Origin of the sequence: Sporosarcina sp. NCCP-2222 (genome assembly GCF_023168145.1) — a bacterium.
Taxonomy (GTDB): Bacteria; Bacillota; Bacilli; order Bacillales_A; family Planococcaceae; genus Sporosarcina.
Window position 1 is genome coordinate 252,448 of record NZ_BQYK01000003.1, and the last position, 15,396, is coordinate 267,843.

General features: G+C 46.3%; 17 protein-coding genes. 2 read left to right on the forward strand and 15 right to left on the reverse strand.

Annotated elements, in window-relative coordinates; genetic code table 11:
• The 9 genes from fabG to NCCP2222_RS08095 all read right to left on the reverse strand — a co-directional run bounded on the left by fabG (nucleotide 1) and on the right by NCCP2222_RS08095 (nucleotide 9,479).
• Nucleotides 1-747: a 3-oxoacyl-[acyl-carrier-protein] reductase gene (fabG, locus tag NCCP2222_RS08055; RefSeq protein WP_248511328.1), complete on the reverse strand. Its 747-nt coding sequence runs from the start codon at nucleotides 745-747 to the stop codon at nucleotides 1-3.
• On the reverse strand, nucleotides 747-1,688 hold the full coding sequence (gene fabD, locus NCCP2222_RS08060; protein ID WP_248511330.1) for an ACP S-malonyltransferase: 942 nt from the start codon (nucleotides 1,686-1,688) through the stop codon (nucleotides 747-749). The genes fabG and fabD overlap by 1 nt, the downstream gene beginning before the upstream one ends.
• Nucleotides 1,685-2,680 carry a phosphate acyltransferase PlsX gene (plsX, locus tag NCCP2222_RS08065; protein WP_248511332.1) on the reverse strand — a complete coding sequence of 332 codons (996 nt, stop codon included), beginning with the start codon at nucleotides 2,678-2,680 and terminating at the stop codon, nucleotides 1,685-1,687. Before plsX ends, fabD begins: the two co-directional genes overlap by 4 nt.
• Nucleotides 2,677-3,261: a transcription factor FapR gene (gene fapR, locus NCCP2222_RS08070; RefSeq protein ID WP_248511334.1), complete on the reverse strand. Its 585-nt coding sequence runs from the start codon at nucleotides 3,259-3,261 to the stop codon at nucleotides 2,677-2,679. Before fapR ends, plsX begins: the two co-directional genes overlap by 4 nt.
• Before the next feature lie 319 nt (nucleotides 3,262-3,580).
• Complete coding sequence (recG, locus tag NCCP2222_RS08075) at nucleotides 3,581-5,689, reverse strand: ATP-dependent DNA helicase RecG (protein WP_248511820.1); 2,109 nt, start codon at nucleotides 5,687-5,689, stop codon at nucleotides 3,581-3,583.
• Nucleotides 5,610-6,518, reverse strand: coding sequence for an L-serine ammonia-lyase, iron-sulfur-dependent, subunit alpha (gene sdaAA / locus NCCP2222_RS08080; RefSeq protein ID WP_248511336.1), 909 nt, complete (start codon nucleotides 6,516-6,518; stop codon nucleotides 5,610-5,612). Before sdaAA ends, recG begins: the two co-directional genes overlap by 80 nt.
• A 12-nt stretch (nucleotides 6,519-6,530) precedes the next feature.
• The gene (sdaAB, locus tag NCCP2222_RS08085; RefSeq protein ID WP_248511337.1) at nucleotides 6,531-7,193 is read right to left on the reverse strand and encodes an L-serine ammonia-lyase, iron-sulfur-dependent subunit beta; all 663 of its coding nucleotides are present in this window, start codon (nucleotides 7,191-7,193) and stop codon (nucleotides 6,531-6,533) included.
• 240 nt (nucleotides 7,194-7,433) lie between these two features.
• Entirely contained in the window at nucleotides 7,434-9,101 is a 1,668-nt protein-coding gene (locus tag NCCP2222_RS08090) for a DAK2 domain-containing protein (protein WP_248511338.1), read from the reverse strand.
• Between the two features lie 18 nt (nucleotides 9,102-9,119).
• Nucleotides 9,120-9,479 (reverse strand): Asp23/Gls24 family envelope stress response protein, encoded by a 360-nt coding sequence (locus tag NCCP2222_RS08095; protein ID WP_238084145.1) that lies wholly within the window; start codon nucleotides 9,477-9,479, stop codon nucleotides 9,120-9,122.
• 309 nt (nucleotides 9,480-9,788) lie between these two features.
• Here NCCP2222_RS08095 and NCCP2222_RS08100 point away from each other — a divergent pair, with 309 nt between their 5' ends.
• Both NCCP2222_RS08100 and rpmB read left to right on the forward strand, forming a co-directional pair.
• Complete coding sequence (locus tag NCCP2222_RS08100) at nucleotides 9,789-10,019, forward strand: hypothetical protein (protein ID WP_248511339.1); 231 nt, start codon at nucleotides 9,789-9,791, stop codon at nucleotides 10,017-10,019.
• Nucleotides 10,020-10,211: 192 nt separating this feature from the next.
• Nucleotides 10,212-10,400, forward strand: a complete 189-nt coding sequence (gene rpmB, locus NCCP2222_RS08105) for a 50S ribosomal protein L28 (protein WP_184206806.1) — start codon at nucleotides 10,212-10,214, stop codon at nucleotides 10,398-10,400.
• A 60-nt stretch (nucleotides 10,401-10,460) separates the two neighbouring features.
• On the opposite strand, the gene spoVM is transcribed toward rpmB, so the two are convergent.
• The 6 genes from spoVM to NCCP2222_RS08135 form a co-directional block, all read right to left on the reverse strand.
• The gene (gene spoVM, locus NCCP2222_RS08110) at nucleotides 10,461-10,607 is read right to left on the reverse strand and encodes a stage V sporulation protein SpoVM (protein WP_207962124.1); all 147 of its coding nucleotides are present in this window, start codon (nucleotides 10,605-10,607) and stop codon (nucleotides 10,461-10,463) included.
• A 14-nt stretch (nucleotides 10,608-10,621) separates the two neighbouring features.
• The gene (locus NCCP2222_RS08115; RefSeq protein ID WP_248511340.1) at nucleotides 10,622-11,278 is read right to left on the reverse strand and encodes a thiamine diphosphokinase; all 657 of its coding nucleotides are present in this window, start codon (nucleotides 11,276-11,278) and stop codon (nucleotides 10,622-10,624) included.
• Nucleotides 11,275-11,943: a ribulose-phosphate 3-epimerase gene (rpe, locus tag NCCP2222_RS08120; protein WP_248511345.1), complete on the reverse strand. Its 669-nt coding sequence runs from the start codon at nucleotides 11,941-11,943 to the stop codon at nucleotides 11,275-11,277. Before rpe ends, NCCP2222_RS08115 begins: the two co-directional genes overlap by 4 nt.
• Before the next feature lie 2 nt (nucleotides 11,944-11,945).
• Nucleotides 11,946-12,830, reverse strand: a complete 885-nt coding sequence (rsgA, locus tag NCCP2222_RS08125) for a ribosome small subunit-dependent GTPase A (RefSeq protein WP_248511347.1) — start codon at nucleotides 12,828-12,830, stop codon at nucleotides 11,946-11,948.
• An 18-nt stretch (nucleotides 12,831-12,848) separates the two neighbouring features.
• Nucleotides 12,849-14,831 (reverse strand): Stk1 family PASTA domain-containing Ser/Thr kinase, encoded by a 1,983-nt coding sequence (gene pknB / locus NCCP2222_RS08130; RefSeq protein WP_282570681.1) that lies wholly within the window; start codon nucleotides 14,829-14,831, stop codon nucleotides 12,849-12,851.
• On the reverse strand, nucleotides 14,828-15,396 hold a 569-nt coding region (locus NCCP2222_RS08135), incomplete at its 5' end, for a protein phosphatase 2C domain-containing protein (RefSeq protein ID WP_248511349.1). The genes NCCP2222_RS08135 and pknB, both read right to left, overlap by 4 nt.

A 15,396-nucleotide genomic window follows, 5' to 3' on the forward strand; every position in this document is an offset into this window, starting at 1 on the left:
TTACATGACCATGCCGCCGTCCACATGAATCGTTTGCCCCGTGATGTAAGCCGCTTCATCAGAAAGAAGAAATGCGACTACATTCGCAACATCTTGCGGATCCCCTAATTTGCCAAGAGGGATTGTTGAAAGCATTTGTGTTTTCACATCTTCCGGAAGAGCATCGGTCATATCCGTTGTAATGAACCCTGGTGCCACGGCATTCACTGTAATATTGCGGGAGGCAAGCTCCTTAGCCGTTGTCTTTGTCAGTCCGATGACACCAGCTTTCGCCGCAACATAGTTGGCTTGACCCGGATTACCTGAAACGCCTACGATAGAAGCGACATTAACAATTCTGCCGGCTCGCTGCTTCATCATTTGACGGGTAACAGCCTTCGTGCACAAGAAGACACCTTTGAGATTAATGGCCATCACATCATCCCATTCGTCTTCCTTCATGCGCATTAATAAATTATCGCGTGTGATCCCTGCATTGTTTACTAGATAATCAATGGAGCCAAATTGCTTCATTGTCTCGTCCATCATTGTTTTCACACTTTCCGCGTCCGCAACATTTGCCTGGACGGAGATCGCCTGGCCGCCTGAGGAAGTGATTTCTGCCACCACTTCTTCCGCTTTCCCTTGGCTGCCACTATAGTTGACGACTACCTTCGCTCCCTCTTTTGCAAGACGCAGAGCGATTTCTCTTCCGATTCCCCGGGATGCGCCCGTTACAATCGCAGTCTTTCCATCAAATTTCCCCATTACGACCATCCTTTCGAAGCTTCCATGACAGCATGCAATGTATCGTTGTCATAAACCGGCATTACCGTAACACTTCTATCAATCTTCTTAACTAAACCACTTAATACTTTTCCAGGCCCACACTCAATGAAATGGGTGACGCCGAGGTCAATTAATTGTCGGACAGATTCTTCCCAGCGAACAGGCGAATAAAGCTGTTCAACTAATAATTTCTTGATTTCCACTGATTCTATCACTGGTTCTGCTGAAACATTAGCCACAACTGGAATCGCTGCATCATGCCAAGTCAACTGGTTCAATGCCTCCTGAAGCTTTTGAGCTGCCGGCTGCATTAACGCTGAATGGAATGGCCCGCTGACATCCAGAGGGATTGCCCGCTTTGCCCCAGCTTCTTTCAGCTTCACACATGCCAGATCCACTCCTGCTTTCGTTCCTGAAATAACGATTTGACCAGGGCAGTTCAAATTAGCCGGCTGAACGACATGGCCATCCTTTGTAATCGCGTCCGTCACCACTTTCACTGCATCCGCGTCAAGGCCTAGTATCGCTGCCATCGCCCCTTCTCCTGCAGGGACCGCTTCATTCATAAAGAGTCCCCGTTGGTGGACGATGGATACCCCGTCTTCATACGCAAGCACGCCTGACGCAACAAGAGCCGTATATTCACCAAGACTATGGCCGGCTGTATAATCCGGCACAATGCCCGCATCGTTGAGCTTGGAAGCAATCATAGCACCGACTGCAAGCAACGCAGGCTGCGCATGATACGTCAATGTCAACTTCTCTTGTGGACCTTCTTCGATCAGTTCACTCAGGCTGAAAGGTAGTGCGTCATCCGCACGGCGGAGGAGGGTTGCGCTGTTTTCATCAGCTGCAGCCAGCTCTGTGCCCATCCCAACCGATTGAGATCCTTGTCCCGGAAAAATAAATGCTAGTTTCATGACTCTTTCTCCGCCTCTCTAACTGTATCCTGTATTGTTTTGCAAACATTATGCTGCACCATGGTTCTTGCTTGCCGGATGGCATTCAGTATGGCATTGCTATTTGACGAACCATGAGCTTTTATTACGGGAGCTGCCAGCCCGAACAGGCCGGCGCCTCCATATTCTGTGTAGTCCATTTTATGCTTTAATTCACGCAAGCCATCTTTGATGAGAACAGCGGAAAGCTTCGATTTGAATGAAGCTCCGTATACGCCCTTCAGCATGGAAAAGAATCCAGCTGCTGTTCCTTCAATCGTTTTTAAAACCATGTTTCCTGTAAAGCCGTCCGTCACTACGACGTCCGCTACACCTTCCAGCAAATCACGCGCTTCCACATTGCCGACAAAATGGATCGGTGCTTCCGAAAGGATATCAAAAGCAGCCTTCGTCAATTCATTTCCTTTCCCTTGTTCGGTACCGATATTCAGCAGGCCAACCCTCGGATTGGAGATGCCTCTCACTTTTTCCGCATAAATGCTTCCCATTACAGCGTATTGGCCAAGATGAGCTGGCTTAGCATCCGAATTCGCGCCGACATCCAACAGGACAAAACCTTTCCCATCAAGGGTTGGAAGTGTCGGAGATAGAGCGGGTCGATCAATACCATCAATGCGACCGACAATGAATAAGCCTGCCGCCATAAGGGCACCGGTATTACCAGCCGATACGCAGGCATCCGCTTCTCCATCTTTGACAGCCTGTGCCATTTTCACCATGGAAGCGTCCTTTTTCCTGCGTATTGCACGGACGGGTTCGTCTTCTGCCTCAATCTTTTCACTGCAGGGAATGACTGTCAGCCGGTCATGCGTTTCCAGGAACGGGGCCATGGCCTTCTCATCCCCATAAATATGTATATGTATATCTTCAAATGCACGAAGGCTTTGAAGCGCTCCGGCTATAATTTCCTTAGGTGCGTGGTCTCCGCCCATTCCATCCAAAGCGATGATCATTTTGTTTCCCTCCTCGTATCTGTACCAGAACGATACATTTGAAACTCACCTGAAAACACCAGTTCATTTTCAACGGAGGAAGTAATTTCGACAACCGTCCGTCTTCCGGTTGAAAGATCATAGTTTACGATCGCCCTTGCAATTACACGGTCGCCGGCTCGAACAGGACGATGAAAATGCAATTTCGAATCAACTGTCAAGGCCAGATCATCGTTCAACACCGCAACCGCCAATGAATTCGCCTGAGCAAATAAATGATGCCCGCGAGCTATACCGCTGCGTTGAAATACATGATCCGAAGTGACGTCAAAAATGGATACCGCACGCCGGTCCAGCTCAATATCGACGATTTCACCGAAAACCTCATCAGACTGCATCGACTTCAGTTCAGCCTCCAACGAACGAGTGGCTACACTTTTCAGACGCTCTCGCAACTCAGGTATGCCGCATTCCAAGCGATCCAAGCGAATTGTCTGCACGCTGACTCGAAAATGTTTGGATAACTCCTCATCAGTCATAAACGGATTTTCATCAAGCAACGCCCCGAGACGATGTTGCCTTTCCTTTTTAGGAATCCTCAAACCATTCACCCTTCCGGATTAGCACTTGGTACTAATATCAGTATATAAAGAGTAAAATAAGATTGCAAGTATGAATCGGATTGGCTTGGCCCATTTTCATATGCCACAACAGCATTTCAGAAGGTTTCATGTTTAATCGCTGGAAGTGGTTATCTATTCCTAGCGCTCCCATCAGAGAACGATAGGAAAGCAGATTTATTAGGTAAAAAGCAAGATGGAGGTATTCATTGAATGGCCAAACCAAACAAAAAAGTGACGGGTGAACTAGTTGTTTTCCCGTCACTTTCCCACAATACAATTGAAACGGCAAAGGATTCCTTCAGTCGATCCGCTCACCGCTTAAAGCGCCGGATGCCTGCAAATAATCCCGCAACTGCGCGTATTCCGGCTCTTCCCAAAATGCAGGCATCTCGAGCAATCGCTCCGCATCGTGTCTCGCTGTATCAAGCGCACGAAAATCATGGACAAGATCTGCCATTTTGAATTCCGGTAAGCCGCTTTGCCTTCTTCCGAAGAATTCTCCTGCGCCTCGCAACTCCAAATCCTTTTCAGCGAGCACAAAGCCGTCGTTTGTCTCCGTCATAGATTGCATTCGTTCTTTGCCTTCCTCATTTTTCGGATCCGCCAGCAGCACACAAAACGATTGATCCGCTCCACGTCCGACCCTTCCTCGCAATTGGTGCAACTGCGCCAGACCAAACCGAGTCGCGTCATAAATGAGCATGAAGGTCGCATTCGGCACATTGACCCCAACCTCAACAACGGTCGTGGACACTAAACAATTAATCTTGCCCTCACTGAAATCCCTCATGATTTCATCCTTCTCATCCGCATGTAGCCTGCCATGCATCAAGCCGATTTTATACCTTCCCGCAAAATGGGCAGTGAGCTGTGCATGCACATCAACTGCGTTTTGAACGTCAAGTTTATCCGATTCCTCAATAAGTGGGCAGATGACGTATGCTTGACGGCCAGCATGCAATTCCTTCTCCATTTTCCTCAAGACGGGGAGAATCGACGATTCTTTCAGCCAGAAGGTTTGCACTTTTTTCCGACCCGCCGGCATTTCATCCAGAATCGATACATCCATTTCGCCAAATGCGGTAATTGCCAATGTTCTAGGAATCGGCGTCGCCGTCATGAATAAAACATCAGGGCTTATCCCTTTGTCCCGCAGTACCCTCCGTTGCTCCACACCAAAGCGATGCTGTTCATCCGTAATCACTAAGCCAAGTTTACGAAAGGTGACCTCCGGTTGAATCAAGGCATGTGTTCCAATCAAAATATCTATCTCTCCGGCCTCTAGCTGCTCTAAAATGATCCTTCTCATTTTGCCTTTTGTCGACCCTGATAAAAAAGCGATGTTCACGCCTAATGGCTGAAACCAGGCGGAAAGAGATTCCGCATGCTGTTCCGCCAATATTTCTGTCGGAGCCATCAAGGCGCCTTGAAAACCGCCCGTAACTGCCGCGTAAAGGGCAATTGCCGCAACGACTGTCTTCCCGGATCCAACATCGCCTTGCAAGAGGCGATTCATGCGTGTTGGACTTTTTAACTCAGCACAGATTTCGTTGACGACTTTCTTTTGTGCATTTGTCAATTCGAATGGCAGTGCTGCAATAAAGGTTTTTAGTTTGTTGATATCATAGGGTATCACGGTACCTGGATCCCGGTCTTTACGGACTTTTTTCATCCCAACCATTTTCAGCTGGAATTTGAGCAATTCCTCATAAACAAAACGCCGCCTTGCCTGTTTGACATCCTGAAGACTGGTTGGAAAGTGGATCAATTCCAATGCGTCCGAAAGAGGTGGGAGTTTATAAGCTGTTTGGATATCGGAAGGAATGGGATCTTGTAATTCATGCGCCGTTGTATCGAGAGCAATCCTCATATACTTCCTGAAGGTTTTCTGATGCATCACGCCTTTTAAACTGTAAACTGGTTCGAAGTCATTTTGAGATGTTTTAGGTCCTTCGGAAAAATTGCTCACATTAATAACTTGCCGTCCCCGATCCCATTTTCCAGCAATGGTCACAATCATGCCAATCTCCAGCCGTTCCTTCAAATAGTGCTGATTGAAAAAGACCGCCTTGATCAGATGATTTCCGACGAGTAAACGAACTTGCAACCGGGAACGATTTTTTCCAACGAAAAGAACGGAAGGCTCGCTTTCGACCCTTCCTTCTACGGTTACTTTTTCGTTGTGAGGTGTAGCTGCTAAATCTTTGATCCTAAAATCCTCATGCCGATAAGGGAATGTCAGAATCAGATCTTCAATCGTTTCAATGCCCAATTTTTGAAACTGTTCAGCCGTCGCTTTACCGACACCCTTTAACGTTGTGACAGGATCAAGACTTGACAGTGTCACGGGCAGACTGATCCTTTCCGAAGATTTCCGCTTCCAAAGCCTTTCCTGTCGGAGTCGCAGCAAGACCGCCTTTTGCAGTTTCTCTAAGTGCTGAAGGCATTGACTGTCCAATCCGGTGCATAGCTTCGATCACTTCATCTGTCGGAATTCGGCTGACCACACCAGCAAGCGCCATATCAGCACCAACAAGTGCTTTGGCAGCGCCCATCGCATTACGTTTCACACAAGGGACTTCAACGAGTCCGGCGACCGGATCACAGACGAGCCCAAGCATATTTTTCATGACGATGGAAAAGGCTTCCGCACTCTGCTGCGGTGTGCCTCCAGCCATTTCAACAATAGCAGCGGCCGCCATGGATGCAGCAGAACCTGTTTCTGCCTGGCAGCCGCCTGCCGCACCGGAGATCGATGCATTATTCGCAACGACAAAACCGAATGCACCAGACGTAAATAAATAGTTGATCATTTGCTCGCGAGTCGGATTCAATTTATTTTTAACGGCAAAGAGAGTTCCAGGGACAATTCCTGCCGCGCCGGCAGTCGGTGTTGCACAAATCATGCCCATAGCGGCATTTACTTCATTCGTAGCAACCGCCTTGCTCACCGCATCCAGAATCAAATCACCCGAGAGCGATTTGCCGCTTGCAATGTAGTTCTGCAAAAGTACCGCATCTCCCCCCGTCAAGCCGGAAGTCGATTGTACGCCTTTCAACCCTTGTTCCACCGCTTGTTCCATAACCGTCAAGTTCCGGTCCATCTGGGCAATGATTTCCTCACGCGAACGGCGTGTAATAAGCATTTCCTGCTCAATCATAATTTCAGAGATCGGTTTATTTTGAGTTTCCGCCAAAGAGACAAGCTCTTTCACGGAGCTGAATAAAATATCCATTTCGAGTCCTCCTTAGTTTGCCAATGTAGATACTTGTGTGACATTCGGCAAGGATTGCAATTGATTGATTAACGTTTCGTCAAAAATTTGATCAACTTCAATAACCATTAAAGCCATTTTTCCTTTTTCTTTCCGTCCCACTTCCATATGGGCAATATTCATGCCTTGTTCTGCAATGGCATTGGAAACGCTGGCAATGACTCCTGCACGATCTTCATGGACGACGAGCAAAGCGGGATAATGTCCAGAAAGCCGCAATGGGAATCCATTCAACTCTGTCACTTCCATCGTTCCACCGCCAATCGAGATGCCAACCAGCTCCATTTCTCCCTTGCTGTCTCCAATGACAATACGTGCGGTATTCGGATGATCCGCTTCTTCCTCTTCAGGAATAAACTCAAAGGTCATGCCGGCTTTTGCAGCATCCTCGAAGGCGGTTTTGATACGCTCATCATCTGTATCATAATCCAATAGGCCGCCGATGATCGCCACATCTGTGCCGTGACCTTTGTACGTTTCGGCGAATGAACCGTATAGATGGATTCTTGCCCACTTCGGCTGCCTTCCAAATAGATCCCTCGCCACTCTGCCGATTCTGGCAGCACCTGCTGTATGTGATGATGAAGGCCCAATCATGACTGGACCGATAATCTCAAAAACCGATCTGTATTTCATGCCATTTCTCCCCCTTATGAAAGCCAAAACTCTACTCTTCATTTTACACGATATAATAGTTTCTGACAAAAAAGAATGAACGACAAACGGTTCACACTACTTATGGAGAGATTAAGGAAATGGCCTCACAAGGAATGTATGTTCTATTTTATTATATCATACTACTTTTCCACATTCCTCTATAACGACTGATGAGATCAATAAAAAACGGCATGCCGATTTACTGGCATGCCGTACGATTTATTCAACTGAAATAATATATGGATAAAGCGGCTGCTTCCCATTATGGAGTTCAACTTCGACATGATCATGGGTAGACTCAATATAGTCTGCCATTGCTGACGCCTCTGTTTCTGTAACGCCTTCTCCATAAATAAGAGTAACAATTTCATCGTCTTCGTCAATCAAAGAATCGATCAATTTCTTCATTGCTTCCTCCAAAGAAGGTGTGGAAATGACAATCTTTCCTCCAGCGATTCCCATAAAGTCATCTTTGTGAATTTCTATTCCATCAATGGACGTATCACGGATAGAATGGGTCACCTGCCCTGTCTTCACACCGGAAGCTGCTTGAATCATCGATTGTACGTTATCGTCAACAGAAGCTTCTGGATTGAAAGCAAGAATAGCAGCAAGACCTTCCGGAACTGATTTTGTAGGCACTACGCCTGCTTCGATGCCTACAATTTCTGCTGCTTGATTGGCTGCCATCACGATATTTTTATTGTTTGGCAAGATAATGACACGCTCCGCTTGGACATCCTGAACTGCTTTGACAATGTCCTCCGTCGATGGATTCATTGTCTGTCCGCCTTCAATCACAACAGAAGCCCCGATGCTCCGCAGCAAGTCGGCAACACCTTCTCCCATCGCCACAGTCACAACCGCATAAGGATGTTTTTCAGTACCTTTACCGGCAGACGGAGCGGTTGCATTGGATCCACCTACAATATTCGCATGTTGTTGGCGCATATTTTCAATTTTTATATTGATCAACGAGCCATACTTTTGACCATAATTGAGCGCTTCGCCCGGCTGCTCCGTATGAATATGAACCTTGGCAAGCTCATCGTCTGAAATGACAAGAAGAGAATCTCCGAATTGGCTGAGATCCTGACGGAACGTATTTTCCTCAAAAGGCATTTCCGCTGTTTTCTCTGTCTCAAAACGAACCATGAATTCCGTACAATAACCGAACTCAATATCTTCAGTATTCATAAAATCTTGAACACTCCGATGGTGCTCGGCATTCACCAGTTCATCCATCGAATCGATGACAGAACGCTCCGGCAGCGGCTCTCCCCGCAAGCATGCAAGGAACCCTTCATATACAAAAACGAGACCTTGTCCACCACTATCGACGACGCCAACTTCTTTCAGAACGGGCAACAGATCAGGAGTGCGTTTCAAAGAAGCTTTCGCCTCCGTGACGACCGCTTCCATCACTTCGATTAGATCTTGGGTTTTCGCCGCTGTGGCCACCGCTTGTTTGGCAGCATCCTTGGCGACCGTCAGAATGGTCCCTTCTACCGGCTTCATTACAGCTTTGTACGCCGTTTCCACGCCATATTGAAGGGCATCCGCAAATGATTGGCTTGTCAATGTCGCTTCATGCTCCACAGCTTTTCCAAACCCACGGAACAGCTGAGACAGGATAACACCCGAGTTGCCCCGTGCCCCCATCAGCAACCCCTTGGATAGAGCTTGTGCAGTTTTACCCAAATGCTCCGATTGATTCGCTTCCGTCTCTTTCGCACCGGACGTCATAGATAGATTCATATTCGTCCCCGTATCGCCGTCCGGCACCGGAAACACATTTAACGAATCAACATAATCGGCATTTTCATGAAGGTGATGAGCACCCATCTTCACCATTTCCGCAAATTTCAAACCATCTACTGAGATCATCGAAATTAAATCCTCCTTCTAGTTCGTTACCCGAACCCCTTGAACAAATATATTGACTGATCCGACCGTTAGCGAGAATGTCTTCTTCAACGTATAGATCACTTTGGATTGCACTTGGTAAGCAACTTCCGAGATTTTCGTCCCATATCCGATAATGACATACATATCGATATGCGTCTCATCACCAATATTTCGAACGATAACGCCACGGGCATAATTCTCTTTGCGAAGAATATCAGTAAGCCCATCACGAATCTGGTGCCGAGAAGCCATACCGACAATACCGTAACATTCCACAGCCGCTTCTCCAACCACTTGGGCAATAACGTCATTCGTAATATCGATTCTACCGTACTCGTTCTTCAATTCGATTGACATAATTACGTCCCTCCTGCATCCTTTATAAACTTCCCTAATTGTACTATACACTAAATAAAAGCGGAAGTGCCCGTTTAGCGTCGTACAGACTGGAGACTTTCCTTCAAGATAAAGGAAACACGGTACGCAAAGCGGACCGATGTTGACTTATCGAAGAAGGAACAGTCGAAGTCTGCTAGACACTGGGCACTGGAGCTGGATACTAACTGTATAGAAGAATCTACATCGAGTTAAGAATAAAAGCGGAAGTGCGCGTTTAGCGTCGTACAGACTGGAGACTTTCCGGCAAGATAAAGGAAACACGGCGAAGTGAAACGAGCCGATGTTGACTTATCGAAGTCGGAACAGTTGAAGTCTGCTAGACGCTGGGCACTGGAGCTGGATACTAACTGTTTTTCGGTCATCGATAACTGGTGCTCAGCTGGAGATATTGGCGTTCAACTTGAGTTATTGGCGTTCAACCGAAGTTATTGGCGTTCACCCAGAGTTATTGGCGTTCAGCCTATATTACCGGCAATCATTCTATTTTTTTCACATTAACCGATATTTCTATGTAGTATTGTCGAACTTTTCCGCAACATATAGATCTTCTTTACAACAAGAAGTGTAAAGTATTACTCCTTGAAAGAGTCTCCAAAAAAGGTTGCAAGCCTATAGGTCCTATGATAAAGTATTATGGTATGCGAATGATAAAGTGAATCGCTTAATCAACAATAGCGAGGAGGAAATAAAATGGCTAAACAATGCGTAGTTACTGGTCGTAAAGCACGTTCAGGTAATTCCCGTTCACACGCGATGAATGCAAACAGACGTACATGGGGTGCAAACCTTCAAAAAGTCCGTATTCTTGTAAATGGTAAACCAAAACGTGTTTGGGTTTCTGCTAGAGCCCTTAAATCAGGTAAAGTTCAACGCGTTTGAGGATAATCTCAACGCACTTTTCCTTCAAAACAAAAAAGTAAAACGCCAAGCCGATGGAAATCAGCCTGGCGTTTTTTCTTTTTTCTTCTTCTTTGTCCGATTGTTAGAAGACGCTGTCGCTTGCTTCTCTTCTTTGTTCATGACGACCATGCATTTTCTAACAAAACTACTGAGAAACTTTGGCATTGTGAACGTATAGACTCTCAATTCCCCGGCTCCTTTCAGGAATCTGAACTCCTTACCATTAAACATATGCCCTTTCGGAACGAGATAGTACAAACTTCTGAAATTGCTTCATTGCTTGTGAATCGAGTCATGCCTGTTTCAAGCAGTGCATTGGCGACTTCATATTTAAAGCCGGTCAATGTCATGCCTTCCACTGTTGCCCCGCCAAAAGAAAAGAACGATACATACTCCAGCTCATCCTCTTTGTTCATCCGATGAACCCCTGGAAACAAAATAGCCAGTTCATTGGATTTACTACGGATGGTAAATCTTTTTTTCGGATGCGTCCGCTGCATGCGATACAGCAGATGGAGGGCCGATTCAAAATGGTCCAATCGCCCTCCAGTCACACCTGTTATCAAAATATGTTGCGGGTCGTGAGTTAATGCACGCTGTATGGCCAATTCCGTGTCCGTTTCATCTTTTTCCGATTCTACTTTCGTCACGACCGGTACAAAATGAGAAATTCTTTCGTATTCCACGTTCGTGACTGAATCAAAATCGCCGATTGCCTCGATTGGAAGGATTCCCGCGTTTAACAGATAAAGGGTCCCACGATCGGCTCCAATGAATACGGTCTCTTCTTTTGGCATTACACTCAAATCATATAAATCCTCTTCCGGGCCGCCTGAGCAGACGACGACCTGGCTCATTCGTTTAAAGCTCTTTCGCCGGCTGACTTGATGCGCTGCAATGCCTCCGCCCGGGCCGCCTCATTGTAGATCGCCGATCCTGCCACAAAAATAGTGGCACCCGCCTTCACACAAGGAACAATCGTTTCTTCGTTGATCCCTCCATCGATTTCTATCTCAATGGATAAGTTGCGCTCCCGAATGATTGTTGCGAGCTGTTCCACTTTCGGCAACACCGAATGTATAAATTTCTGTCCACCGAACCCAGGATTTACTGTCATGAATAAAACCATGTCAATGTCCTCCAGCACATGCTGGATCGTTTCGACAGGCGTATGCGGGTTCAACACGACCCCTGGCTTCACGCCATAGGATTTGATTAATTGCAGCGTACGATGCAGATGGCGGCACGCCTCTACATGGACCGTTATATAATCTGCACCCGCTTTTGCGAATTGTTCAATGTAATTGTCTGGATTTTCGATCATCAGATGAACATCCAATGGCAGGGTTGTAACAGGACGTAGAGCTTCCACTACAATTGGGCCCATTGTAATATTCGGGACGAAATGGCCATCCATGACATCGATATGGATGAGTTCTGCGCCTGCCTTTTCAACTTCTTTCACTTCTTCCCCAAGCTTTGAAAAGTCAGCAGATAAGATGGACGGAGCAATTTTAACCATGATTACATATACCTCGGCTTTCGGTCTGTGATTTCTTGTAGAAATTGCAAATAGTTGTCGTACCGCTGTTGAAGTACCTCCCCTTCCTCAACAGCTTGTTTTACTGCACATCCTGGCTCTTTTAGATGGAGACATCCACGGAATTTGCATTCGGAGGATAGTCGATCCATTTCAATAAAATAATTGCGCAGCTCTTCCCGTTCGATGTGTTCAAAATCCAACGAGCTAAAACCAGGCGTGTCCGCGACAAGACCACCCGCCACTTTCATCAATTCCACGTGGCGTGTCGTATGCCGCCCCCTGCCAAGCGCTTCTGATATTTCACCAGTTTTCAGCTGCAGTTCAGGCAACAGCGTGTTTAATAAAGTAGATTTGCCAACGCCGGACTGGCCGGCGAGAACGGACGTCTTTCCAGAAAGATAAGGTTGGAGCGATGCCAAAAGAGACGAATCATCCCGATGGGTTTCCAGCACATCATAGCCGATCTTTTTATAATAGGATACAGCCGTATCAGCAAAAGCAAGTTGCTTTTCCCCTGCAATATCCCTCTTTGTCAGGCAAATAATCGGCTCAATTCCAAGCGATTCCACGATGACAAGAAATCGGTCCAACAAGTGAAGGCTCAAATCAGGTTCTATGATCGAAAACACAAGCAAAGATTGATCGACATTCGCAATGGGTGGGCGCACGAGCTCATTTTTTCTATCATGTACCTCTGTAATCGTTGCGTCGTTATCGCCCTCTTGATGGAAAGTTACCAGATCGCCAACAAGCGGACTGATCCCACGATTCCTGAAAACTCCCCTGCCTTTGCATTGAATCACTCTTCCTTCATGCTCAACATAATAAAAACCACTGATCGCTTTAACAATTAATCCTTCCGGCATCCAATCCCTCTTTCTGAATCATTCTTTATCGTCGTAATTGATTGTAACATTTTCTATGATTTGATTGTCGCGCACAATGCGATATCCGCCCGTTTGGCCCTCGTCCAAATTAATTTTAATCTGTTTTTTCGTATCCTCATAAATCTCGAACTCATCATAGACATCGTCCATGGAGTGTGTTCTGTCTTTTAGATAAATTTGAACCGATTGAGGTTTAGGTGAATCTTCTTCCTCGTCGCCGTCCTCATCGGAATTATCATTGTATTGAGTTTCATACGGGATAGTTACTGTTTTGAAAAAAGATTTCATCGGCAATTTTTCTTTGCCTTTTGAGACGACTACTTTCACCGCTTCCCCTTTTCTCAACTGGGCGCCGGAACTAGGAGTTTGCCTGATAACCTGTTTTTCAGGCACATTTTCGCTATATTCCTCACTGACGACCCTGATTTCTAGTCCACTCTCTTTGCGATACGACTCGAGTTCACTCTCCGTATAGCCTTCTAAGTTTCTTACGGTGACCAATTCAGGACCTTTACTGACCGTGAATACGAGATCCGTTTCTTCAGGGACGACTTCTTCGCTTCCAGCTGGCGACTGACCAATAATGGTTCCTTCCGGCTCGTCCGAATATGCCGTTTCCGACTTGATCGTTCTGAATCGTTCGGAAAGAAGATTACTCACATTATCATAGCTTTGCCCTCTGTAATCTGCCATGACCATCGTTTCCTTGCCCTGACTGACATAGATCACTATGGCAGTGCCGACATCTCGCTTCTTGCCGCCTTCCGGGATCGTGCGGATTACTTTTCCTGCTTCCACTTCATTCGAAACTTCTTCAATTTTTTCATCTACTTTGAACCCTTCCGACTCCAAGATCTCTATTGCGGCACGCTCTTCTTCACCGGCTACATCCGGGACAAGAGCCTTTTTCGGTCCAAGCCATCCAGGAAGGAACAGCAGGAGCATGACAACGAGAAGAATCCCGCCGAGAATACCAGCGATAATCGGCCCTTTCTTTTTCTTCTTTTTCTGCTTCTCTTGCGGTGCAGGAGCTGAAGGCGTTACAGGTTCTAATTTTCTTGTTTCCTCTGCATGATCAAATTTCTGCGCTTCATTAACAATCGGGATGGCACGTGTTTTATCATCGTCAACCGGTTCCGTAAATTTCTCTTCGTTTGCTCTCTCGGGTGATAAAACAGTCAGTAGATCCTCGTACATTTCATCTGCTGAGCGGTACCGGTTAAATGGATCCTTCGCCGTTGACTTCAAGATGGTATTCTCAACGCTTTGCGGAATTGATGGGAATTGCGCGCGTACAGAAGGCGTCTCTTCCTGCAAATGCTTTAAAGCAATCGCAACAGCTGTTTCCGCCGAGAACGGAAGCTCTCCGGTCAATAATTCATAGAATACGATGCCGAGCGAATAAATATCGGACTTCTTTGTCGCCATGCCACCCCTTGCCTGCTCGGGAGACAAATAATGGACCGTTCCGAGAACCGAATTCGTCTTCGTATGTGCGGTTGAATTCAAAGCCATCGCAATGCCAAAATCGGTGATCTTCACATCTCCGTTTTGATCCATTAAGATATTTTGCGGTTTGATGTCCCGATGGATAATCCCGTTATGATGGGCGTTTGCTATCGCTGAAACGAGTTGTTTCATAATATGGACAGCTTGATCAGGGCGAAGCGGACCGTTCGTCTGGATGAACTTTTTTAATGTCCGCCCGTCGATGTACTCCATGACGAGATAGTGCAGCTCATCTTCTTCTCCGACATCGAAAATATTAACAATATGCGGATGTGTCAGGCTTGTTGCGGATAAGGCTTCCCGCTGGAATCTTCTTTTTAAATCTTCTTCGTTTGCAAAATCATAATCAAGCACTTTGATCGCTACATCACGATCCAAAATGATATCGTGGGCCAAATAAACCTTCGACATGCCGCCTTCGCCGATGCCTCTTATGATTTCATAACGTCCACCAATTCGTTTGCCAATCACTGTTGACTCACCTCCGAGCGGAACGGGCCGACTAATATGACCGAAATATTGTCTTCTCCGCCCATATCATTTGCCAAGTCAATTAGCTGCTCCGTTTTTTGCGAAAGCGGCAATTCTGACATGACAATTTCCTTCATTTTATCATTGTCGATTTTATTGCTTAATCCATCTGTGCAAATTAGCAGATAGGCCCCATCCTCAAAGTGGATGGAGTAAAAATCGAGCTCGATTGTTTTCTCAGTTCCAATTGCACGCATGATCCAATTTCGTTGGGGATGGCTGGCGGCCTCTTCTTCCGTAATTTCGCCGCTGTCCAATAAGGCATTGACGAACGAATGATCTCTCGTAATCTGTTTCAATTCGTTTTTGTCCACTCTGTATACTCTGCTGTCACCTGTATGGGATATAATGCAAGACGTTTCGAAAATGATTACCGCATCGAGTGTCGTTCCCATTCCTTTATATTGCTCATCCGCTTCAGCCATCTTAAAGATCTCCAGGTTGGTTTGCGTAATAACATCCTCCAGCCACGAAATCCACGATTTTTCATCCATGGCGTGTGGAT

What these genes read in the sequence shown, in the direction of transcription:
- fabG (WP_248511328.1), bottom strand. Translation starts at nt 747, where the DNA reads ATGGGGAAATTTGATGGAAAGACTGCGATTGTAACGGGCGCATCCCGG.
- fabD (WP_248511330.1), bottom strand. Translation starts at nt 1,688, where the DNA reads ATGAAACTAGCATTTATTTTTCCGGGACAAGGATCTCAATCGGTTGGG.
- plsX (WP_248511332.1), bottom strand. Translation starts at nt 2,680, where the DNA reads ATGATCATCGCTTTGGATGGAATGGGCGGAGACCACGCACCTAAGGAA.
- sdaAA (WP_248511336.1), bottom strand. Translation starts at nt 6,518, where the DNA reads ATGGATATTTTATTCAGCTCCGTGAAAGAGCTTGTCTCTTTGGCGGAA.
- sdaAB (WP_248511337.1), bottom strand. Translation starts at nt 7,193, where the DNA reads ATGAAATACAGATCGGTTTTTGAGATTATCGGTCCAGTCATGATTGGG.
- NCCP2222_RS08090 (WP_248511338.1), bottom strand. Translation starts at nt 9,101, where the DNA reads ATGATCTCAGTAGATGGTTTGAAATTTGCGGAAATGGTGAAGATGGGT.
- NCCP2222_RS08095 (WP_238084145.1), bottom strand. Translation starts at nt 9,479, where the DNA reads ATGTCAATCGAATTGAAGAACGAGTACGGTAGAATCGATATTACGAAT.
- rpmB (WP_184206806.1), top strand. Translation starts at nt 10,212, where the DNA reads ATGGCTAAACAATGCGTAGTTACTGGTCGTAAAGCACGTTCAGGTAAT.
- NCCP2222_RS08115 (WP_248511340.1), bottom strand. Translation starts at nt 11,278, where the DNA reads ATGAGCCAGGTCGTCGTCTGCTCAGGCGGCCCGGAAGAGGATTTATAT.
- rpe (WP_248511345.1), bottom strand. Translation starts at nt 11,943, where the DNA reads ATGGTTAAAATTGCTCCGTCCATCTTATCTGCTGACTTTTCAAAGCTT.
- rsgA (WP_248511347.1), bottom strand. Translation starts at nt 12,830, where the DNA reads ATGCCGGAAGGATTAATTGTTAAAGCGATCAGTGGTTTTTATTATGTT.